Origin of the sequence: Blautia sp. KLE_1732_HM_1032, from assembly GCF_025147905.1 — a bacterium.
Lineage (GTDB): Bacteria > Bacillota > Clostridia > Lachnospirales > Lachnospiraceae > Blautia_A > Blautia_A fusiformis.
In genome coordinates this window covers 3464493-3487599 of the sequence record NZ_CP102266.1, presented here as the reverse complement: position 1 = coordinate 3487599, position 23107 = coordinate 3464493, and the positions used below count along the sequence as shown (strand labels likewise).

The window sequence follows — 23107 nt, the reverse complement described above, 5'->3', positions numbered from 1 at the left end:
GAAAGTCTCCGGGTTACTGTTCACTGGTAATATTCCGCGAGGTGTTTTTTGTGAGCGAAGGTCACAGAAAACCCGAGACATACCGCGCGAATTTATGCGATTAGCATAAATTCTGTGCATCGCGAAGCGTGTTGCTGAGAACGGAGTGAACAGTAACGTCTCCGGCGGGAGTGCAAAGAGCAATAAGCAGTGGAGGTTTGACAACGGGATAGGTGTGTGCTATATTGAAAAACAGAAAAGAAAAGAGCCAGCGGGAGCTTGTGTGACAGGCTGAGAGGAAGATAGATCTTCGACCGTACCTGATTTGGGTAATGCCAACGGAGGGATTGTGATTTGAGAGCGTGTCTCCGTGGAGTTTTCCATGGGATGCGCTCTTTTCGGATGCAGGAATGGAACTGGAATGGTCTGACAATGTGGGGATGTGAAAGTGACAGAGACTGCATGTGGAGCTTCTGTGAAAGAGCGGGCAGGAAGGGGAGCGCCTTAATGTCTGGCAGGAGAGTGATATTCCGGAGGATTTTTCCGGAAGGATCATGTAAGCGATGGGAATCCGTGTTTTCGGAGTGAGAGGAAGTAAGGGAACTTCGACCGCCAAAATCTAAGGGCAGACTGCAGCAGACGGGAAGCTTTTGCCCGGATCTGACAGGGCTCTGCCTGATATTTCAGGGAGGAAAAACACAATGGAAAAACAAAGGATGCACACGCTTCGTATGGTAATGCTGGCAATGATGGTTGCGATCGGTGTCGTTATTTCACCGATCCTGAGGATTGAGGGAATGTGCCCCACGGCGCATCTTGTCAATATCGTATGCTCGGTTCTGATGGGACCGTGGTATTCCCTTCTCTGTGCGACCATGATCGGCGTGATCCGTATGATGTTCATGGGAATCCCGCCACTTGCACTGACCGGTGCAGTATTTGGCGCATTCCTTTCAGGTGTGTTCTACAGACTTTCCAAAGGCAAGATCATCTGCGCGGTGATCGGTGAGATCTTTGGAACAGGTATCATCGGATCCATGGTTTCTTATCCGGTGATGGCATTCCTGATGGGAAGAGGCGGACTGACAGCATTTTATTATACGCCGATGTTCCTTGCAGCAACCACAATGGGAGGATGTGTTGCCTATATTTTCCTGAAGGCTCTGAGTAAAGCAGGTCTTCTGGTGAAATTCCAGGCAGCTTTGGGTTCAAAAACATATGAGACAAAGAATTTTACAACTGCGAAAGCGAATTAAAGAAGAAAAGCCGCTGATCCATTGCATCACCAATCCGATCTCGATCCATGACTGTGCCAACGTGGTCCTTGCAGTAGGTGCAAGGCCGATCATGGCGGAGCATCCGGCAGAGGTGACAGATATTACGGCATCGGCTGGTGCGCTGATGCTGAATCTCGGGAATATTACCGATGCCAGAATCGAGTCAATGAAGCGTTCTATGAGAACCGCGATGGAAAATAAGATTCCGGTTCTTCTGGACCTGGTAGGGGTTGCATGCAGTGATCTCAGGCTGGATCTGGCGAGGGAGCTTTTAAGGATCGGTCATCCGGCAGTGCTGAAGGGAAATATGTCAGAGCTTCTGGCTGTTTCCGGGCTGCCGTCTCATGCGATCGGAATCGATGCGGGTGTCGAGGATGCTCTGACTGAGGAAAATATCGATGGAGTCAGTGAAGTGCTTAAGGCTTTTTCCAGAAATAATCAGGCAATCGTGCTGGCTACCGGGAAACAGGATTTTGTTACGGATGGTGAACGGGTTGTTCTGGTACAAAATGGCAGTGCGGCGCTGTCCGGGATCACAGGAACCGGCTGTATGGTCGGTGCACTGACTGCGGCGTTTTTGCCGGGGTGCGAAGATAATATTGCGAAAGAGATGACGGATAGTATAGAGGCAGGTGTCTGGTCTGGCGTTGAGATGGAATTAAATGGGAGATCCGGGAATTATCTGGCTGCGGCAGTGCTTGGTACTGCACTTATGGGTATCGCCGGCGAGGAAGCGGAGAAGATTTCCCGCGGTCCGGGAAGCTTTCAGGTAAATCTGCTGGATGAGATCTATGGGCTTTCGGATCGACAGCTGCTGGATCTGTTGAAGATTGAAATGTACTGAAAAAGAGGGGATTAGGATGGATAGAAAAGATTTGGATGTAACGTTGTATCTGGTGACGGATAGTTCTTATCATACGGAGGAGTCTTTGCTCCGTACGGTTGAGGAGGCTTGTAAGGGTGGCGTGACTCTGGTCCAGCTTCGCGAGAAGAATAAGGGTGGACGGGAGTATCTGGATAAGGCTTTTAAGGTGAAGGAGATCACAGATCGTTACAATGTGCCGCTGATCATTGATGATCGTGTGGATGTGGCGCTGGCCTGTGATGCGGCTGGTGTGCATGTTGGAGCTTCTGATATTCCGGTTGCTGTGGCAAGGAAGCTGATGGGACCGGATAAGATCGTGGGGGCTACTGCCAAGACGGTGGAGGCTGCTGTGAAGGCTTATGAGGCTGGTGCGGATTATCTTGGTGTGGGGGCGATTTATCCTACTACTACTAAGGTGGTGACGATCCTTACCAAGGTTTCTACGTTGAAGGATATCTGTGAGGCGGTTCCGATTCCGGCGGTTGCGATCGGGGGATTGAATGCCGGGAATATGGATGTGCTTGAGGGTGCCGGTATGAGTGGTATGGCGGTTGTTTCTGCGATCATGAAGGCGGAGGATCCGAAGAAGAATGCGCGGGAGCTGAAGGAGAAGATTGTTGCTTTGATGGGAAAGTGATTTAGGAAATGAAAGGAGAGCAGTGGTGGATTTGAGGTTCATTGCTGTTCTTTTTTTGTTGAAATACGGGCTGGTTTTTCAAGGCGGCAGGGGAGGGTGGTTACTCCACCGGCAGATCTCTGTGTTCTACGCTGGTGGAGAATACGATCTGTGTTTTGGTGCGGCCGAACTGCTGGAGTTCGTTGATGAAGTGGTCCAGTTCCATGGTGGAGCGGAAGGCTACTTCGATGAGCATGGAGTAATCGCCGGTGACGCAGTTGCATTCGATGACGTTTGGGATGGACTGGATGAAGGGATAGAAGTCTTTTTTTTGGTTGGGTTCTACTTCCAGGTTGATGAATGCTTTTATATGATAACCGAGAAATACCGGGTTGATCTGGGCGTGGTAGCCTGTGATCAGCCCGTTTTTTTCGAGGTGTTCGATCCTGGCGGAAACAGCGGGGGATGAGAGGAAGACTTCCTTTGCGATTTCCTTTACCGGGGTGCGGGCGTTTTTCTGAAGCATTTCGATGATCTTTCGGTCGATGTTGTCGAGTTTGTGTTCCATGTAGAATGTCTCCTTTCGATGAAAAAATGTCATTTGTAACTGGTACAGAGCTGCGTAGGGAAGTGGATTGAAAATATGTTTTTCTGTATTGATTATACTGCGTGTGTTATCACAACACAAGAAACGACTTAATAAAAATAAGAAAAATAAAAGAAATTCTTAAAAAGATTAATATAAACTATTGAAAAACACGGATAGTCGTGGTTTTCTATTAAAAGTATTTACAAGCCACAAAGAAAGTGTTAGCTTCTTAGGCATCAGAAAAACAGCTGCTGATAAAAATGAAAATAACAGAATGATTTGTAAACAGTGAATATCCGTCGGACTGAAAAAGATGAGATCAGAGGGCGGAGCAAATCAGATGTGCACAGGATCAGAAGAAAGAAGAGGGATGACAAAATGAAAACAGAAACAAGACTGGAAGCAGATTCGATCGGAACTATGGAAGTGCCTGCAGAGGCTTATTACGGAGTTCAGGCTTTAAGGGCAAAACAGAATTTTCCTATTACAGGTACAAAGCTTCATCCGGTATTTATCAGGAACCTGGCACAGATTAAAAAAGCAGCAGCTATCACTAATAATAATGCAGGGCTTCTTCCGGAGGATAAGGCAGACGCCATTGTCAGAGCCTGTGATGAAGTGATCGCAGGAAAATTGGCTGAGGAATTTATCGTAGATGCCATTCAGGGTGGTGCCGGAACCAGCGCAAATATGAATATGAATGAGGTGATCGCAAACAGAGCCGGTGAGATCCTCGGATGTCCGAAGGGTAGCTATAAAATGGTCCATCCAAATGATCACGTAAACATGGCGCAGTCCACCAATGATGTGATCCCGACGGCCGGTAAGCTTACCGTTCTGGATCTTCTTGCACCTCTGGAAAAAGCACTGGTAAGACTTGAGAAGGAGCTTGCAAAAAAGGCAGAGGAGTTCGATGATGTGATCACTATGGGACGTACACAGCTTCAGGATGCAGTTCCGATCCGCCTTGGTCAGGTGTTCCACGGTTATGCGTCTATGGTTTCCAGAGACAGGAAACGTATCGAAAAGGCTCACAGGGAAATGTACACCGTAAACCTTGGAGGAACTGCAGTGGGAACTGCTATCAATGTTTCCGATTCTTATTTTTATAAGATCGTGCCAAATCTGGAAAAGCTTACAGGTTATCCGCTGAAACAGGCCGAGGACCTTTTTGATGCAACAGAAAATCTGGACGGCTTTGTTGCCGTATCCGGTGTAGTAAAAACCTGTGCGGTGGATCTTTCCAAGATGTGCAACGATCTTCGACTGATGTCTTCCGGCCCGAAAACCGGATTTGGTGAGATCAATCTTCCGGCAAAGCAGAATGGGTCTTCCATCATGCCAGGTAAGGTAAATCCGGTCATTCCGGAGGTAGTAAGCCAGGTTGCTTTCCACATCGTAGGACATGATACCACCATTACCATGGCGGCAGAAGCCGGACAGCTGGAACTGAATGCTTTTGAGCCGGTAGTTTTCTGTAACCTGTTTGAGTCCATTACCACTTTGGAAAAAGCAGTGGATACCCTGATCGTAAACTGTATCACAGGAATCACCGCAAACCGCAAACACTGCAAAGACTTGATGGAAAGCAGTGCAGGAATTGCAACGGCTCTTTGCCCGCATATTGGTTACAAGGCGTCTGCAACCATCGCAAAAACTGCAGTAAAAACTGGCAAGTCTGTCCGGGAACTTGTTCTGGAACAAGGGATCATGACTGAGAAAGAGCTGGAAGAGGTTCTTGATCCGTATCTGATGACAGAAGTCGGAGAAGAGCGGAAAGAGGATGAAGCAAGAAGGAAAGCCTGCTGAGAAAGTTATCTGTACCAACGTATGACGGGAACGTCTGATGCAGCAATTCATTTCAGAGCAGCTGAACCTGATGCGGGATTTTATGGAAATGCTATAGGCAGATCAGGAATGAGATATCAATGAGTACTATAAGGAGACTTGCCACAGTGCAGGTCTCCTTTTATAATGGAAGAAACGCGATAAGAAAAGAAGGGAAAGATACATGCTTAAACGAACAGCCATACGGGCACTTTGTAATACAACGGCATATCAGAGAGGTCTTGATATTTATCGTACCGGAAAGAGGATCCAGTCGCTGGATATTAAGTCGGAAGGAGCTGTGGATAAAATATCTGCAGCAGTGAAGGGAAGTGGGCGTAATGTATACAATACAGGCTTTCAGTATGATACAGAAGCGGACCGCATAAAAGAAGCATACTGTGACTGCCCGGCCTTTCGCAGCTATTCCGGGATCTGTAAGCATTGCGTGGCAGTGCTTCTGGAATATGGAGACCGTAAGGCCTATGAGCGTGTGGAAATCCGCAGACAGCAGGATGAGGAACAGAAGCAGGCAGAGTTATTCAGCGGAACAGCATTTCCGGCTGCTTTATCCGGACCAGGGCAGCCTGCAACGAAAACCACCGTTGAGCTGAAAAGCCTCCTTAATCGCCAGCTATACAGCCGTATGCTTCCGTTTTCCGGGGATCCGTATTTTGGCAGGGTGGAGCTGGAAACCTGCCTGAAATTTAATTCTGTGAGAAATTGTTTTACCGTGGAATTCCGCGTTGGCTGTGAGAAAAAATATATCCTCAAGGATGTGTTGGCCTTTGTGTGGAATCTGGATCATAATGAGAAGGTTTCTTATGGAAAAAATCTGGAATTTATCCATTCAGATGAAGCCTTTTCAGAAGGATCCAGAAGCGTGCTGGCCTTTATCCGGGAATGGGTCGAGAATCATCACGGCACTTACATGTCCAGATATGAACAGCTGAAGAATATAGCTGTGGAAAAGGTGAGGGATCTTACCGTTGACAGAAAAGAACTTGAAAATCTGCTTCTTATACTTGGCGAAAAAAGTTTCAAGTTCAAAATGAACAATGATCCGGAAACAACATGGCATTCTGCCAGAGAAATTCCGGACAGGACGCTGATGATCCGGAAGAAGGATCAGGGGTTATCTCTTGAGATCGCGCCGGTATACAGTGTGACAGGCATACGGTATCATATGTATTTTGATAATGCGAAGGTATATCTGGTTTCCAGGCAGGAGCTTGGAGCAGTGGAGGAATTTGTTGCCTGTCTGGAGCGGCTTCCTGCAGGCCGAGGCTTTATTGATGAACCGGATGTGCCTGCGTTTGTGCGTGAGCTGCTTCCTTCCCTGAAAAAATTTTTCCACTGTGATCTCAGGGATTTCCCGGAAGAAACAGGTCTTGAATGCTACAAGGCTGCATATGAGATCTATCTGGATGCGCCGGAGCGTGATTGGATCACCTGTAAGGCATTTTCTGTTTACGGGAAGGATAAATTTTCGGTTTTTGACCGAGATGTGTCTGCCCGCACCAGGGATATTCCGGGAGAGCTTGGTGTGTTTGCGCTGCTGTCAAAATATTTTAACGGATATGATGACCAGCGGATGGAGCTGGCATTGGATTGTCGTGCCGAGGAACTGGAATCTTTGTGCAGGGAATGTTCAGGGAAACCTGACAGTGTGAAAGATTCCGAAGAAAAGCTCTACCAGCTTCTTACTGAAGGGATCCCCGCCATGCAGAAAGTTGCAGCTGTCTATATTTCCCAGTCCATCAAACAGATGCGGGTGACAAAGCTGCCAAATATCCGTCTTGGCGTTTCTCTGTCAGCCGGACTTCTGAACCTGGATCTGGATGTGGAGGGGATGGATCAGGCGCAGCTTTTTGATATTCTTTCCAGGTACGATCGCAGGAAAAAATATTTCCGCCTGAAGGATGGCAGCTTTCTGGATGTTTCCGATGGTCAGCTCAGGGAGCTTTCTGCTCTGAAAAATGGACTGCAGATCAGTGATCGTGAACTGAAAAAAGGAAAGACTCAGGTTCCGGCCTATCGTGCTATGTATCTGGATAGTCAGCTGAAGGGCGGCGATCTGATCAAGGTAGAGAAGGATAATGCCTTTCGTGCGTTGATCCGGAACATGCAGACAATGGAAGAACATAAATTTCAGATTCCCAGGGAGCAGGAAAAAATCCTCCGGGGCTATCAGAAAGAGGGCTTTTACTGGATCAAAACTCTGAAGCATAATCAGTTTGGAGGGATCCTGGCAGATGATATGGGACTTGGAAAAACCCTCCAGGTGATCACATTTCTCTGGTCAGAATTTCAGGAATCTGCGCCGGGAGAAAACAGACGTGCCCTTGTGATAACGCCTGCTTCGCTGGTGTTTAACTGGATGAACGAGATCGAACGTTTTGCGCCGGGACTTCCGGCTACCGTTGTGACTGGTGATGTGAAGGAGAGGAAAGCACTGATCAAAAATGCGGGAGAACGGGAGGTTCTGATCACCTCCTATGACCTTCTGAAACGGGATCTGAAGGCTTATCAGAACCTGGATTTTGCTGTGCAGATCATTGATGAGGCGCAGTATATCAAGAATCACGGAACTCAGGTGGCAAAGGCTGTGAAGGAGATCCGGTCGGAATTCAGGCTTGCGCTGACCGGTACACCGGTAGAGAACCGGCTCAGTGAGCTGTGGAGTATTTTTGATTTTCTGATGCCGGGATTTTTGTATTCTTATGAGAAATTCCGCAAGGAAATAGAGCTTCCAGCTGTGCAGTACAGCAATTCCGATGCGATGGAGCGTCTGCAGAAAATGATCCGTCCTTTTGTGCTGCGGAGATTGAAGAGGGATGTGCTGAAGGATCTTCCGGATAAGCTGGAAAAAGATATGTTTTCCCCGTTGGAAAGCGAGCAGAAGGAACTGTATGAGGCCCATACGGAACGACTTCGTCTGATGCTTGGGATGCAGTCGGATGCGGAGTTTCGCACTTCTAAACTGCAGATCCTTGCAGAGATCACGAGGCTGCGGCAGATCTGCTGTTATCCGGGACTTGTATATGAAGGATACAAAGGGAATTCTTCCAAGCTGGAGATGTGCATGGAGTTGGTTCAGAATGCGGTGAATGGCGGACATAAGCTCCTGTTGTTTTCCCAGTTTACTACCATGCTGGATGTGCTGGCTGTCCGTCTGAAAAAAGCAAAAGTTTCTTTTTATATGTTGACCGGATCGACTTCCAAGGAAAAACGGGCGCAGATGGTACATGCATTTAATGAGGACGATACTTCTGTTTTCTGCATTTCATTGAAAGCAGGAGGAACAGGCTTAAATCTTACTGCGGCAGATATTGTGATCCACTACGATCCCTGGTGGAATCTTGCCGTGCAGAATCAGGCAACAGACCGTGCCCACCGCATCGGTCAGCAGAACGTTGTCAGTGTCTACCGCCTCTTTATGAAAGACACCATAGAAGAACGAATCCGGGCTCTTCAGGAAAGAAAACGGGAACTGGCTGATGAGATCTTAAGCGGCGAGGGAATCGGCCAGGCTTTGATTAGCAGAGAGGAAGTACTGGAGCTGCTAGGCAGGTAAAATTCTTAACTGAATCAAGTAAGTTCCCTGCTTCAATTACGAAAAGCAATAAGCGGTGAGGGGACTTGCTTGTATCGGGAAGAATGCAGGTTGTGAATATCCGCCTGACTCAACAAAAACACCCCCGATGGAAATCGCGTGTGTAAATCACATACGATATCCGTCAGGGGTGTTTTATTTAAAGTTTTATTTTATGCAAAAAACTTATCGTACAGACCAAAGAAGAAGATAAACAGAATGATCAGCGGCAGGATATAAGTGATGTATCCGCGCATCCATTTCCGGATTTTCATGCCTTTTCCGGTGTTGGCTTCTTTTGTGAAGTTTTCCCAGCCCCAGCCACGTTTGGAAACGCAGAAAAGCAGGTATACAAGAGAGCCAAGCGGAAGCAGAATGTTGCTTACCAGAAAATCTTCAAGGTCGAGAATTGCGCCGCCGAATACCTTGAGCCAGTCCCAGGACCATACATTGTATCCAAGTACGCATGGCAGAGACAGAAGGATGATGGCGATGGCATTTACAAGACTGGATTTTTTTCGGCTCCAGCCGGTAAGCTCCATACCGCAGGAAATAATATTTTCAAATACAGCCAGGATGGTAGAGAAAGCTGCAAATGACATAAAGATGAAGAACAGGCTTCCCCACAGTCTTCCAAGCGGAATGTGGTTGAAAATATTCGGCAGTGTGATGAAGATCAGGCTCGGTCCGGAAGTCTGGTCAACATTGAATGTGAAACATGCCGGGAAAATAATAAGTCCGGAGGTGATCGCAACAAAAGTATCCAGAAGCGCAATATTCATGGATTCACCAAGCAGTGCATGATCTTTTCCGATGTAGCTTCCGAAGATAGCCATAGCACCGATACCAAGGCTGAGAGTAAAGAATGCCTGGTTCATAGCACCGGTAATGGTAGAAATAATACCGATCTCTTTCATACGCTCGAAATCCGGGATCAGGTAGAATTTCAGTCCCTCTTTGGCACCATCCATGGTAAAACTGTTGATGGCAAGAACAACCATGATCACCAGAAGAGAGATCATCATAACCTTGGTAACTTTTTCAAGGCCGTTCTGAAGACCGCGGGAGCAGACAAAAACACCTGCAATAACAACAACGATCATCCAGAATCCCATAGTAACGGGCTGGCCAAGCATGTTGGTAAACTGTCCTGCAACACCGTCGGAATCAAGTCCCTGGAATTTACCGGTGGCTGTCATATAGAAGTAATTCAGCATCCAGCCTGTAACAGTGGTGTAAAACATCATCAGGAGATAACATCCGATCAGAGTGATATATCCATGGATGTGCCATTTCTGTCCTGGTTTTTCCAGTGCGTAATATGCTTTGACAGGACTCTTCTGGCTGGCACGTCCAACAGAAAACTCCATAGTCATAACAGGAAGTCCAAGAAGGGCCAGGAAGATCAGGTAAAACAGTACGAATGTGCCGCCACCGCCCTGTCCGGCCATGTAAGGGAATTTCCAGACGTTTCCGATTCCGATGGCACAGCCAGCAGAAATCAGAATGAATCCCAGACGGGATCCAAGTTTTTCTCTTTCTTTCATAACTCACCTCATTATTGCAGTATGGTAAACTGCTATTTGTATAAAGTCGCAGGTTTTATCTTAACACATTCCGGGATATTGCACAATAAAAAGAACTTGCATTTTACATAAAACATATGTTAGAGTAAAATGTAATTTTAATAAGATGAAGCGGTGAAACGTTACGCTTTAATGATATAAAGATCATATGCCGATAGAACCTGGATAACTGTTCTTTTCAGTCAGGGATACAAAGTTTTTTGGAGAGATTCCGTAATATTTCCGGAAACATTTGCTGAAATATCCGGAATCAGAAAATCCGCATAAAGAAGCTACATTTTGAATGGAAGGGCTGTCTTCCAGAAGAAACTGTCTGGCTTTTTTCATGCGGCAGACATTGATATATGAGGTAAGTGTAACTCCGGATTCCTGACTGAATACAGCAGAGAGATGCTGGGGATTGACAAAAAAATGGGAAGCAATGGTTTCAAGACGAAGATCCGGCTGATTAAAATTCAGACAGATATATTCCTGAACCTGGGATACAAGAGCTGACTTCCGCGGATTTTTTTCATCAGCAAGAGAATCCAGAACTGCCTTGCAGGTAGACTGGAGCAGTTGTTTTAACTGCAGGGCACTCTGGCAGTTCTGGTAAGTATTCAGGGCGTTTTCCAGAAGAGGAAAAAGCGTTTCACGCTGACTGCACTCCGTGATAAAACCGTCAAGTACAGTAAGAAAAGCAGCAGCTACACTCCAGGTCTGCCGGATATGGATTTTTTTGGTGATGATATCGTTGAAATATTCATCAATATATTTACAGAGAGCCGGTGAATTTTGCTGGCGCAGAAAGATCAGGATATCATTATAAACCAGAGGCTTTAATGTAAAATCACCGGAATGGGACTGGGGCGTGAAATAAAGAAATCCGGAAGAAGACGCAGTTCTGTTATGAAAAACAGAAAGAGCCTCTTCATAGGAATAGCGGATTCCTTCCACGCCTTCATGAGGTGTTCCACAGCAGAAAAAAGTGGAAATCTGTGCGATATTATCATATATCCCGGCAAGTCTGAGACAGGATTGTTCCAGATCGGTAAAAGAAAAATCAGAGCTTTTTTCCATGATGATATACTGTCTCATCTGAGAATAGTCAATGTAAATAAGCTCTTTGCACACAGGCTGTAAGATTTCCCTGCATATATTTTCCAGGATGGTGTGGAGCAGAGAAAAATCACCTTTTTCATCCCATATTTCCGGATTGGCATTGTGGATCTCCATAAGAATGGTAAGATAATCGGAAGTTTTATGAATCGGAATTTTTTCCAGATCATCCGGGGAAATGGTTGTTCCGCTGATCACCTTCTGGAAGAAATTAAGCTGCATTTGCCGTGTATACAGATCGCGGAACTGAAAATAATTATTCACATAACTGTTTCTGGAATTTTCCTGATCGATCTCGTCACTTACTTTCTGGAGTGTCTCCATAAGCTCCCGGTGATCCAATGGCTTCAGGAGGTATCCGCGGACCTGAAGAGAGATGGCTTTTTTGGCATAGTCAAAATCTTCGTATCCTGTGGAAAGGATGAACCTGGTATGACAGTCTGTTCCAAGAGCTGCGATCATATCCAGACCGCTCATAACCGGCATGGATATATCCACAAGGGCAATATCGGGTTTAACATTTTCAATAAGCCGGATTCCGGCCTGTCCGTTATTAGCTTCCCCTGCAATGTTATAAAGGTTTTGTTTTTCAAGAAAATTGATCAGAGATTTTCTGAAAAAAACTTCGTCGTCAATAATTACAAGTGTTTTCACTTTATATTTCCCCCTCGATCAGATTTTTTTGTCAGGTATTACTATGGTTACAGTGGTTCCCTTTTCAGGTGAACTTTCGATGGTGAGTCCGTAATTCTCACCGTAGAGAAGAGCAATCCTGTGGTTGATACTTGGAAGCCCGAAAGAATGTCGGGCAGTTTTGAAGTCTCTGATAGAACGGTTAAGTTCGGCAAGTTTTTCCGGCGGGATACCGGAACCATTATCAGAAACAGAAATACAGATGGTACCATTTCTGATAGAAACATTTAAGTGAATATGGCATATCTGGCTGGTAAGTCCGTGGACAAAAATATTTTCCACAACAGGCTGTATGGTCAGCTTGGGTATCTCTGCCCCATGATCCTCCCAGGACGGCTCATAGGTGATCTCGTAATCAACAAAATCCATATACCGCAGATTCTGGATATAAAGATACTGTTCTGTAAGAAGCAGCTCCTGGCGCAGAGGAATGATAAACTGTCCCTTTGAAAGAGAGTTTCTGTAGAAAGATGACATGGAAGACACTGCTTTTACTGCGGTATCATTCATGTCAAGTTCTATGAGAGACTTGATGGTGTTTAAAGTATTATAAAGAAAATGGGGATTGATCTGGGACTGTAAAAGACGTACTTCCATTTTCTGTTTGGCATTTTGTTCCTCATAGATATCGTTAAGTAATGTCTGGATCTTCTGCATCATAAGGTTAAACTGGTTATAGAGAACTGCAAGTTCATCATTTGAAGAGTAACTGGCAGAAATATTCAGCTTTCCGGCAGACGCAGATTTCATTTTTTCCACAAGTTTCTGTATAGGTGCGGTGACAGTACCTGTACATAATATGGAAAAAAATACAGATAAAATAAACACTACAATGCTGATCAGAAGAATGTTGTGCAGGATCACCATATGATCCAGAGTCAGGCTTTCCAGAGGAATCAGGTTGATCACATTCCAGTTCAGGTCAGGATAGGATTTGCAGATAAAAAGAGTGTCAGTGCCGTCTACGGAAAAAAACTGCCTGTCGGTTTCTGTCAGGGTTTTATAATTCTCTGAACTGATTTTTGTATAGGATGAGAAGTCTTTATAAATACCTCCGGATGAAGAAGAGGAAAGTATCTGTCCATTTTCATCAGTAATATAGAAATCCCTGGAAGAGCTGTCCGGAAGGTCGCGGAATGTAGAGGAAATATTTGTTTCTCTGATCAGAAGGACCAGGGCGCCCAGATATTTGGTGTTATCAATGTTTGTAATACTTTTTAAGGCTACAAAGGTTGGCTCCCCACTTATCTGGAAGGGTCCGAGAAACTGAAAGGCCAGATTAGTCTGAAGGCTGTCAAGGACTTCGGGACCTAAAATGGAATCAAGCTGATCTGTTTCTGTGGTACTGCTGTGAAACCAGTGGTTTTCTGTATCCAGGATATCCCAGGCATAGATGTTTTTGTGAAGTCCGATGATACGCTGGGCCTGGTCTGTAAGCTCGGAATTTACCAGAAAATGTTCCAGTGTGTTTTCGGGAACTGTGGGATTTTCTTTTAAAACATCGGCGATATTGCTGTTGATGGAAAGGGTGATGGCATAGTTTGATATATTATCGATCTTTTCTCCAAGGTTGCTGGTGATCAGGGATAGCTGCTGCTGACTGGAAAGTGCGGCACGCTTGATCAGTACTTTTTTGGATGCAGTATAAAAAAACACGGAAGTAAGCATGAGTATCAGAGAACTGAGCAGCAGATATGTAATAAAAAGCCTGCGTTTCAGACTGATTCCTAAAAATAAGTGAAACACCTTTTTTTTCAGATTTTCTATCATGGAATCCCCCCTCTGGTTTTATTGGCTACATTATATAATAAGGGAAAAATTCTCACAAGTGTGGGGGAAAGATTGGAGAAAATATTCCAGGTACAGCGAAGATTTTCCATGTATTTTTCCGGACGGATTTAATATAATGGTCTCATCGATAAGGAAAGCGGAACAAAATATTCAATCCGGATGAATAGAAATGTACCAAAAGGAGGACGAAAATGAAATTAAAAAAAGTGATGGCTGCTACACTTGCCACAATGATGTGTCTCTCTTCATTCAGCATGATGAATGTGTGGGCAAATAAAAAAGAGGATTCCGAACCACTTGTGATCAATTATATCAGTGCCAGGGGCGAAACAGATGCGGCACTGAAAACATTGAAGAAGCTTGCAGAAGATTATAAAAAAGATCACCCGGATTTTGAATTCAATGTAGAGTCTATTGCAGACAGAGAAACATATCTTCAGAAGATCAAGATCCTTGCATCCAGCAATGAGCTGCCGGACTGGTTTGACGCAGATCCGGAGGCATTTTTTGAAGGACTTTGCAAAAAGGATCTGATCTACAGTGTGGATGACCTTTATGATGAACTGGGTATCAAAGACAAGTTCTTTGATATTGCACTGAATTATCCGAAACTCAGTGACGGAAGCAATTACCTTATGACCTGGCAGGGAAATGTAGAGTATTTCTGGTATCACAAAGACATGTTTGAAAAAGCCGGAATTACTGAAACACCTCAGACACTGGAAGACCTCCTGGATGTGTGCAAGAAGCTGAAAGATGCGGGAATGACCCCGATATCCGCAGGAAATTACGACATGATCATGCGTTATCCTGCATTTAAGGCTTTCAGACTGGAAGGAAATGACTTCATTGACAATGCAAGAATGGGAAAAGAAAAATTTAATTCTGAGACAGGTATCGCAACAGCCCAGTATACACAGGATATAGCCCAGTATTTCAGTGAAGGATGGACAAGTTCAGATGCTACCGCACAGATGGATCTGTTTCTGAACAGTGGTGCGGCAATGTTATACACCGGAACATGGGATACACCGGATCTTACAGATGATGAGGGAAATCTTAAAGATGACATTTCCATGTTCAAACTTCCTGTAGACAGCGAAGGAACCGCTACAGGAGAAAATGATTACTATGCGAATTGTGGAATCGGAACTGCCATTCTCAAGGATTCCATGAGTGATGAGATGAAAGATTTCATCAGTTATGTATGGGATAATTTTGCTGATACGGCAATGTATGAGTTCAATATGCTTCCATCCATGATGCCAAGTGATTCGGAGAAGCTTCCGGAGCTTACACAGCAGATTTTAAGTGATCTTGAGAACTGCGGCACTTTTGCCCAGTGCTGGGATGTTCGTCTGGATCCTTCTACAAACGAGGTTTACAGAAAAGAGTTGGCAAGCCTTGGAATGGGAGAATCAACTCCTGAAGAGTTCTGCGAAAACATGGACAAAGCTGTAGAACAGTATGCATCTGATTATTTTGACACTGAAGAATAACTGAGAGAATACGCAGATGCGGAATTTTATCTGCATCTGCGTATGAAAGGGGAGAGGATATGAAGCCCAGAAATAAAATCCAGCCTTTACCGTTTGTTCTTCCTGCACTGTTCGTATATATTCTTACTGTTATCATCCCAATTCTGTGGTCAATGGGTTACAGCCTTTTTTCCTGGAATGGAATCGGTGATATGAAGTTTATCGGACTGGAAAATTATGTGAGGATGTTTCAGGATGAGACATTTCGTGAGGCTGTTGTAAATAATCTTAAATTTGTTGTATTGGGAAGTTTGTTCCAGTTATGTGCAGGACTGATCCTGGCAATTTTGCTTACACATATTTCCAAAGGTGGAAATATTCTGCGGGTTATTTATTTTATTCCATGTATCATTTCATCTATGGCGATCTGCCAGATTTTTTCCAAAATGCTTTCTGTCCAGCCCCAGGGCCTGGTTTGCTATGTGATGGAAAAACTGGGAATGGAACCTATCGCTTTGCTGGCAAATTCCCATACAGCGCTGATTACCATAACCCTGATCGATGGATATAAATACTGTGGTCTGTACATGATCATTTTTTATTCCGCATTTGTATCCATATCAAAGGATGTGATCGAGGCATCTACAATGGATGGCTGCAATGTTTTTCAACAGTATCGTTACATAAAGCTTCCACTGGTGAAAAATATATTCAGCATTGTCATTGTAATGCTTGTAAATGGTTGTCTGAAAACCTTTGATGTATTCTATATTCTTGACAATAAATCCAGATCAACAGAGATGGTGGCAACTTATATGTATAAAACCGCTTTTAATTCGGCTGACTTTGGCTATGGAAGTACATTGTCCGTTTTTCTGGTCATTGAATGTCTGGTAGCAGTAGGGATTATACAGAAATGCCTGGGATCGGCGAAAGGAGATGGGTCAGAATGATAAAATCAAGAAAAAATATACCTATTCGTGCTGTGTTCTATGTAGTGATCCTTATTTTTGTCATGATACAGGTCTACCCTATTTTCTGGGTTATCTGCTCCAGTCTGAAAACACCGGATGAAATGACATATACTGCACAGTATGCCCTGCCATCAGGATTTTATCTTGGAAACTATATCAGCGCACTGACGATCTCATCCATTCCAAGATATTTTCTTAACAGTACGGTTGTGGCAGTTCTCACACTTCTTGGCATCGTAGTCCTGGGATGCCCGGTTGCATTTGTGATCAGCAAGGTAAAGGTAAAATATGCCAATGCACTGATGGCATTTTTCCTGTTTGGAATGATGGTGCCTATTTTTTCCTGCCTTATACCCATGTTCCAGATTTATAACAGGATCGGACTGAGAAATACATACTGGGCACTGGTGCTTCCGCAGATCGGGTTCGGACTTCCAATGTGTATCTATCTTTACACCGGATTTTTTAAATTTATGCCGGATTCTCTTCTGGAAGCAGCAGTTATTGACGGTGCCACAATGGGAACCACATTCCGCAAGATCGTGGTACCTATGGCTAAAAATACTACAATGACAGTTCTTACATACAATTTTGTTTTTGTATGGAACGAATTTACATATGCCAATACATTTATCTCATCTTCTGATATGAAAACTCTGCCAATTGGCCTGAATGACTTTGTGGGGCAGTTCGGAAGAGTGGACTGGGGAAGTACATTTGCGGCGATCGTAATATCGATCCTGCCTACACTGATCGTGTATTTTATTCTTAACAAAAACATAATCGAAGGTATGGCTGCAGGTGCGGTCAAGAGTTAGGAGGCTGAAATGGAAACAAGGATTGAATTGAAACAAGGATGGAAAATTTTGCAGGATGTTCATGATACAGGGGAAAAGACCGGGCTTTATGCTGCCAGGGAAGCGGATACTTCCGTAGGTTCCCAGGTGTCTGAATGGGAGGAACTGGAGGAACTGAAACATCTGCAGCTTATCTATGCCAGACAGCCATATTTCGGGCGTGAACTGAGATATTTCAATCAGGCGCCCTGGTGGTACAAAACAGAGTTTGAAGTTCCGGATCAGAAAGTTACGGATGCTGTCCTTAAATTTACCAATGTTGATTATTATGGAAAAGTATGGATTAACGGAGAATTTCTTGGAGAGCATGAAGGATATTCCGCTCCATTTTCCTTTAATGTAAAAGATAAGCTTGTTTTTGGAGAGAAAAATTATCTCATTGTAAAGGTAAGTTCTCCATGGGATGATGAGGTGGAGCTGGATGCACAGGATTCCAGAACCCACCTGGTAAAAAGAAATATGGTAAAAGGTACCTACGAACATTCTGATACATTTATCCAGAGAGATGTAAATCCTGTAGGAATCTACGGAAAAGTGGAACTGATCCTGACAGAAGAAGGTGTTCTGGAAGATCAGACAGATCTGAAGTATGAACTGGATCCGGATGTAAGGAAAGCAGACGTATATGTGGAAACTGAAGCGCGAGGTCTGAAATCCGGGGAGACATATGATTTTAATGTAAAGATCCGGGAAAAAGAGTCCGGTCTTATAAAGGCAGAAAAAACTGTTCAGATAATGGCAGAGAAAGCAGAGACAGGTTTTAAATGTGAGCTTAAAGTGGAAGATGTCAGACTGTGGTCCACATGGGATCATGGTTATCCCTGGATGTATCAGGCAGAACTTACGTTAAGCAGGGGAAAAGACATACTGAGCAGCAGAACAACGAATTTTGCTTTTCGGGACATTCAGATTGAGCGTAATGAAAAAATAACAAGATTCTGGCTTAATAACAGGAAACTGTATATAAGAGGAACCTCTTATTTTCCGGATTGTTATATTTCTGCAATGACAAAGGAACGGTACCTGAGAGATCTTCTTAATGTAAAGGCGGCAGGTTTTAATCTGGTACGAGTACATGTCCACACAGAGCAGGAAGTTTTTTATGATCTGTGTGACGAGCTGGGAATTGCAGTTTTTCAGGATTCGGAGTACAACTGGACGCATCCTTCAACAGATGAATGGGCGCAGAGATTTGCAGATGTTTACAGAGAAAATGTGAAACTTCTGAAGCATCATCCGTCTCTGATCTGCTGGATCATTATGAATGAACCGGGATGTATTGATCCGGATGGAAATGTGAGAAGGAGATTTATGGAGGAAAATCCGGGACCTGCTTTGTACAGGGAAGTACAGAAGATGGATCCGGGCAGACCGATCATCAAGGGTTCTTTCTGCGAAGACGATCTGCTTAGCGGGGACAGCCATAATTATCTGGGTTCTTTATGCGGTGGAGAATATGCAGATATTTATGAGCAGACAGAAAAGCTGAATACAGAGTACGGATTTGATGCACCGGGCAGCAGTGAAAATCTGAAAACTGTTCCGGCGGTATATCATCGTCTGGAAAAACTGGTGGATGATATCCCGAAGATCCAGGAATATCAGTATAAGCTTCTGAAATATTATACAGAGCATTACAGGATCCAGAAATATGAACCTTGCTCAGGATATATACAGTTTATGTTTATCGATCTGTGTCCTCAGAGCTTCTACGGATTATATGACTGGTGGGGAATTCCCAAAAAGGGTCTTCAGGCTATACTGGAAAGCAACGCACCAGTGGGTGTTTTTGCAAAGCACAAAGACCATCTGGACAGTCTGTATATTGTAAATGATACAGATGGAGCTCTGGGAGAGTGTGAACTTACATGGATCATTACAGAAACATTGAACGGAGAACTGGTGGAAAAGGGAAGTGTTAAAGCAGAAGTTCCGGCAGACAGCCGTGTCATGGTAAAAACCTTTGAGAAAGAATACGGAAAAGGCAAGAAGTGGAACCTTACACTAATTCTTTCTGATAATAGCGGTAAATGTATGGCAAAGAATACCTATCAGGATATCTGTACTTTGCTTTCAAGAGTTGATGGGCATCCGGACCGTATGAGCCATGAGTTTGGAATGAGACTCTACTGGGCCTGAGCTATCTGCAGCTCACAGGCACTTTCATCCTTGACTTGTATCAAAAATCACAACATGTTATACTTTGTGTATAAAGGAAGATTTTCGGCGTGGAAGGAGCGATATTATATGCGTTTACAGAAAGTACAGGATGCTCTGAACAAAAAAAATATCAAATTCGAATACACAGAGGAAGATGGTTGCGGAAGTCTGGATTTCATGTTCCGTGGACTGAAATTCCATGTATGGGAATACGAGGACAACGGTTGGGGTGCCGAGACCAATATTTATGCGGCTGGAAGAAGTGAGGACATTGACGGAGATTATGAAGAGAAGATTTCTGCAGAGATTCTTTCCTGGCCGGATATGATCAATAACTGAATATAATAATATTGAATAAAGTGGCTGTAACTGAACGAATACGCTCAGTTACAGCTACTTTTTATCGGAGAAAAGTTTTCTGAAGAACTATAGCTGTACGTTCAGGTATTCACTGGGAAACATCTGACAGTTCTTTTTAAAAACCTTGCTGAAGTAATTTCCATTGCTGAAACCAAGATGCCAGGCAATGTCGTCGAGAGTTATATCCGTAGACTGCAGAAGCCGTTTCACCTCGGTGAGCTTTAACTGCATAGCATAGGAAAAAAGATTCTGACGTTTTTTTAAAACAATCTGGACAGATGCTCCTTACTTAGAAAAAAGATTCTGCAATATCGGCCAGGGAGATATTTTCCAGATAATGTGCATTGATATAATCAAAAACATCACTGATTACCCTACTGGTGAATGCAGAGCAGAGTTCGGGTGATGAAGCAGAATCGGAAGTCCCAGTTTTGCCTGCTTCACTTTCCAACTGAGAAATTGTGGCTGAAAGCGCATTGTTCAAATTCTGGGGATCAACAGGCTTCAGTATGTAATCAATAACACCAGCCTGGATCGCAAGTCTTGTATATTTGAAATCGCTGAATCCGCTGATCACACTGATTTTGCTGTCGATGTGAAGTTCTTCCGGCTTTTTTTAGAGCTGTATTCCGTCCATGACGGGCATTTTCATATCTGTGATAATAATGTCAGGATGCTCTTTGAGAATGATCTTCAGGCCATCTTCGGCATTATCTGCTTCCAGAAGATCACTGTTTGCTCGGATTTATCCCATGGTGTTTTGAACTTCCGGATAAGGAATATGAAGAAGCTTGGGAGCAGATTATGAATGTCTGTGGAACGGTCCATCTTAGCCATTTTCAACGACACAGACACAGACAGCAATGGCAAATCTTCTGAAAGATTATCCGCAGACTTATGTGACAAATATGGTCTATCCGTAAGGTTTTTGGTTGTTACTGAAAAAGATTTCATGGTTCAGGATTCCACATCAGTGACATTGATCTCATCCTGGAATCCGTCAGTATAATGCAGTTCATAATCTTCTGTGATAAAAACGGCCTGCACGCCTTTTTTCTCTGCAAATTTCAGCCCGTCTTTCAGGCCAAGGGCGAAACAGGTGGTGCTTAAGGCATCGCCGTCCACAGACTGGTCGGAGATGATCGTCACAGAAATCAGGCCGTTATCATAAGGATAGCCGGTTTGGGGATTCAGGATATGATGATATAATTTACCGCCCTGCTTAAAGCACCTCTCATAAATCCCAGAGGATACAACGGATTTTCCGGCGATATCCATAACAGCCTCTGTTTCATTGCGATCTGCAAAGGGCTTCTGGATGCCTACTTTGAAGGGAGTGCCGTCAGGCTTCGAGCCGATGCAGAGGACATTGCCGCCAAGGTTGATGATAGCACTGTTTACGCCTTTTTTTACCAGAAAATCTTTCAGGCGGTCTGCAATATAGCCTTTGGCAATGGCGCCTACATCGAACTGGATGTCATCAGAGGGAAGTGTGATATCCTGCCCGCCAATGGTGACGCCGTCGGAGCTGCACAGGGGGAGAACTTTCTGAATATCTGCATCATCCGGAGCCTTCGGGTCTTCTGCTGTGAAATCCCAGAGAGAGGTCAAAGGCGCAATGGCGATGTCAAAGGCACCGTCGGACTCCCTGGTGATATCGAGTCCTTCGGAAAGCAGAGCGGCAAGGTCTTCAGATATATGCCAGGTGTCTGCTGTGCCGCTGACCGGATATGGAGTAGTCTGCCGGTCGGTATTGGAATCTTTATCCGATGTATCTTTGCGGTGATTTAATTTATAAAGCTCGCTTTTCTCATTTGTCCGGCTGAAGACCAGCTCATATTTATCGCACAGTGCCAGACAGTCATCCAGGAGAGCTTTATCCTGAGAATCGTAAATTGTGATCTGTACAGCTGTATTCAATTTGATACTGCTGATACTGATGGGCTGATTTCCGGTGGTGGATGTATCTGCATCCGTGATATTTCCGCAGCCTGTGAAAAGGAGCATTGGACAGACAAGGACTGTGCACAATATTAAATAGAAGAAACGGGAATGCGAGCGGCTTCTTTTGGAATGAAAAAAATAAGTTGACATAATATTCTCCTGCTTTCTGATTGACTGACTTAACTGAAGAGCATTTATTTGATGCAAATCTATGTAGTACATGTGGATGGGGTTATTCACTTAACCGGATCAAGCAGCGACGCGGATTGCGGATATACGCTTGACCGACATCGGACAGATTTATGAAATCTCATTATACCATGTATTTCTGAAATCAGAAAGGCATATGCCTGTCGCAAAAATCATTGTATTTTGCAATAATATAAGATATAATTTCTCCGAAAAAAGGACATATTTGCTATGGATGCTATGGAGCCGAATGATTGACCGGAATTTTTACAGATAAAAGGAGAAAATTTTCATGATAAAAGTAATTGCAAGTGATATGGACGGCACACTTCTTGGTGATGACCACAGGATCGCACCGGAAACCCTTGCGGCGGTCAGGCGTGCCTGCGATGCGGGAATCCGCTTTATGGTTGCCACCGGCCGGAATTTCCCCGGTGCCATGGAGGAACTGAAGGGAACAGAGCTGACCTGTGATTATGTGGTGAGCAGCGGTGCTGAAGTACGAAATCCGCAGCAGGAGGTTGTAAAGAGTACACCGATCTCTATTGAGCTGTGTGAGGAGGTTTACAATACGGCAAAAAAATACCCGGTATCTGTAGCATTTTTTACGGATCGCTATGATTACCGTATTGGAACAAAGAAAGAAATTGAAGACGGGATCATTCAGCAGATCCGTCTTTTCAATATGGACATAGATACCAGCGAGGAGATTGTACGGAAATCCCCGCAGTACCGCAGGATCGCCGGAAACACGAAAGGGATTTCCGATATCCGTTCCCTGGAGAGCAGCGGTGCGCCGGTATATAAGATCTTCATTTTTGCGGCAGATGTGGAGCAGCTGGAGAAACTCAGCGATGAGCTGAAAGAAAATCCAGCCGTTGCAGTGGCTTCTTCCTTTATATATAATCAGGAGATTACAGCAGTAGAGGCGCAGAAAGGCCCGGTGCTGAAAGAATATATCGAGTCTCTGGGTTATACCATGGATGAGGTGATGGTCCTTGGTGACAGCCTTAATGATTATTCCATGATTTCCATGGATTTCGGCGCAACTGTTGCAATGGAAAACGCAGTTCCGGAGATTAAAAGAGCAGCAAAATACATCACAAAGAACAACAATGAATTTGGTGTGGCCTATGCTATTGATCAGGTTCTGGAACGCCAGGGAAAATAGTTTTTCCCCCTTTTGAAAAAGTGTCATATATATTATAATGTAGAAAGATGAATACAGA

The 23107-nt window shown here is 44.3% G+C and carries 19 protein-coding genes and 1 riboswitch; of the genes, 11 read left to right on the top strand and 8 right to left on the bottom strand.

Annotated elements, in window-relative coordinates; all coding sequences use genetic code 11:
* The first annotated feature begins 240 nt into the window (after positions 1 to 240).
* Positions 241 to 343, top strand: a riboswitch (TPP riboswitch).
* A gap of 337 nt (positions 344 to 680) precedes the next feature.
* The 3 genes from thiW to thiE are packed head-to-tail and all read left to right on the top strand — an operon-like array spanning position 681 to position 2758.
* Positions 681 to 1235 carry an energy coupling factor transporter S component ThiW gene (gene thiW, locus NQ489_RS16390; protein ID WP_015526323.1) on the top strand — a complete coding sequence of 185 codons (555 nt, stop codon included), beginning with the start codon at positions 681 to 683 and terminating at the stop codon, positions 1233 to 1235.
* A complete protein-coding gene (locus NQ489_RS16385) occupies positions 1198 to 2100 on the top strand; it encodes a hydroxyethylthiazole kinase (protein ID WP_021652219.1) in 903 nt (300 codons plus the stop codon). Before thiW ends, NQ489_RS16385 begins: the two co-directional genes overlap by 38 nt.
* A gap of 16 nt (positions 2101 to 2116) precedes the next feature.
* The gene (gene thiE, locus NQ489_RS16380; RefSeq protein ID WP_044961924.1) at positions 2117 to 2758 is read left to right on the top strand and encodes a thiamine phosphate synthase; all 642 of its coding nucleotides are present in this window, start codon (positions 2117 to 2119) and stop codon (positions 2756 to 2758) included.
* A 100-nt stretch (positions 2759 to 2858) separates the two neighbouring features.
* Here the strand turns inward: thiE and NQ489_RS16375 are convergent, their stop codons facing one another.
* Positions 2859 to 3305, bottom strand: a complete 447-nt coding sequence (locus NQ489_RS16375; RefSeq protein ID WP_021652217.1) for an Lrp/AsnC family transcriptional regulator — start codon at positions 3303 to 3305, stop codon at positions 2859 to 2861.
* A 399-nt stretch (positions 3306 to 3704) separates the two neighbouring features.
* On the opposite strand from NQ489_RS16375, the gene NQ489_RS16370 reads away from it, so the two are divergent.
* Together NQ489_RS16370 and NQ489_RS16365 are read left to right on the top strand one after the other, a co-directional pair.
* A complete protein-coding gene (locus tag NQ489_RS16370; protein WP_044961931.1) occupies positions 3705 to 5135 on the top strand; it encodes an aspartate ammonia-lyase in 1431 nt (476 codons plus the stop codon).
* 202 nt (positions 5136 to 5337) lie between these two features.
* Positions 5338 to 8730 (top strand): DEAD/DEAH box helicase, encoded by a 3393-nt coding sequence (locus NQ489_RS16365; protein WP_021652214.1) that lies wholly within the window; start codon positions 5338 to 5340, stop codon positions 8728 to 8730.
* A 191-nt stretch (positions 8731 to 8921) separates the two neighbouring features.
* Here NQ489_RS16365 and NQ489_RS16360 read toward each other — a convergent pair whose 3' ends face one another.
* From NQ489_RS16360 to NQ489_RS16350, 3 genes are all read right to left on the bottom strand, one after another.
* Positions 8922 to 10295 (bottom strand): sodium-dependent transporter, encoded by a 1374-nt coding sequence (locus NQ489_RS16360; RefSeq protein ID WP_021652213.1) that lies wholly within the window; start codon positions 10293 to 10295, stop codon positions 8922 to 8924.
* Between the two features lie 183 nt (positions 10296 to 10478).
* Positions 10479 to 12086, bottom strand: coding sequence for a response regulator transcription factor (locus NQ489_RS16355; RefSeq protein WP_021652212.1), 1608 nt, complete (start codon positions 12084 to 12086; stop codon positions 10479 to 10481).
* Between the two features lie 18 nt (positions 12087 to 12104).
* Positions 12105 to 13895: a sensor histidine kinase gene (locus NQ489_RS16350; RefSeq protein ID WP_021652211.1), complete on the bottom strand. Its 1791-nt coding sequence runs from the start codon at positions 13893 to 13895 to the stop codon at positions 12105 to 12107.
* A gap of 212 nt (positions 13896 to 14107) precedes the next feature.
* Here NQ489_RS16350 and NQ489_RS16345 point away from each other — a divergent pair, with 212 nt between their 5' ends.
* The 5 genes from NQ489_RS16345 to NQ489_RS16325 all read left to right on the top strand — a co-directional run bounded on the left by NQ489_RS16345 (position 14108) and on the right by NQ489_RS16325 (position 19724).
* A complete protein-coding gene (locus tag NQ489_RS16345; protein ID WP_021652209.1) occupies positions 14108 to 15415 on the top strand; it encodes an ABC transporter substrate-binding protein in 1308 nt (435 codons plus the stop codon).
* Between the two features lie 59 nt (positions 15416 to 15474).
* Positions 15475 to 16347, top strand: coding sequence for a carbohydrate ABC transporter permease (locus NQ489_RS16340; protein WP_015526310.1), 873 nt, complete (start codon positions 15475 to 15477; stop codon positions 16345 to 16347).
* Entirely contained in the window at positions 16344 to 17186 is an 843-nt protein-coding gene (locus NQ489_RS16335) for a carbohydrate ABC transporter permease (protein WP_015526309.1), read from the top strand. Before NQ489_RS16340 ends, NQ489_RS16335 begins: the two co-directional genes overlap by 4 nt.
* Before the next feature lie 9 nt (positions 17187 to 17195).
* Positions 17196 to 19364: a glycoside hydrolase family 2 protein gene (locus NQ489_RS16330; protein ID WP_021652208.1), complete on the top strand. Its 2169-nt coding sequence runs from the start codon at positions 17196 to 17198 to the stop codon at positions 19362 to 19364.
* A gap of 108 nt (positions 19365 to 19472) precedes the next feature.
* Complete coding sequence (locus NQ489_RS16325) at positions 19473 to 19724, top strand: hypothetical protein (protein ID WP_044961921.1); 252 nt, start codon at positions 19473 to 19475, stop codon at positions 19722 to 19724.
* An 87-nt stretch (positions 19725 to 19811) separates the two neighbouring features.
* On the opposite strand, the gene NQ489_RS17885 is transcribed toward NQ489_RS16325, so the two are convergent.
* From NQ489_RS17885 to NQ489_RS16310, 4 genes are all read right to left on the bottom strand, one after another.
* The gene (locus NQ489_RS17885; protein WP_021652206.1) at positions 19812 to 19976 is read right to left on the bottom strand and encodes a helix-turn-helix domain-containing protein; all 165 of its coding nucleotides are present in this window, start codon (positions 19974 to 19976) and stop codon (positions 19812 to 19814) included.
* A gap of 58 nt (positions 19977 to 20034) precedes the next feature.
* Complete coding sequence (locus NQ489_RS16315; RefSeq protein ID WP_021652205.1) at positions 20035 to 20322, bottom strand: hypothetical protein; 288 nt, start codon at positions 20320 to 20322, stop codon at positions 20035 to 20037.
* Positions 20323 to 20361: 39 nt separating this feature from the next.
* The gene (locus NQ489_RS18005) at positions 20362 to 20433 is read right to left on the bottom strand and encodes a hypothetical protein (RefSeq protein WP_412901754.1); all 72 of its coding nucleotides are present in this window, start codon (positions 20431 to 20433) and stop codon (positions 20362 to 20364) included.
* 269 nt (positions 20434 to 20702) lie between these two features.
* Positions 20703 to 21839, bottom strand: coding sequence for an FAD:protein FMN transferase (locus NQ489_RS16310; protein ID WP_049947012.1), 1137 nt, complete (start codon positions 21837 to 21839; stop codon positions 20703 to 20705).
* A gap of 331 nt (positions 21840 to 22170) precedes the next feature.
* Here NQ489_RS16310 and NQ489_RS16305 point away from each other — a divergent pair, with 331 nt between their 5' ends.
* A complete protein-coding gene (locus NQ489_RS16305) occupies positions 22171 to 23049 on the top strand; it encodes a Cof-type HAD-IIB family hydrolase (RefSeq protein WP_021652201.1) in 879 nt (292 codons plus the stop codon).
* The last annotated feature ends 58 nt before the right edge of the window (positions 23050 to 23107 follow it).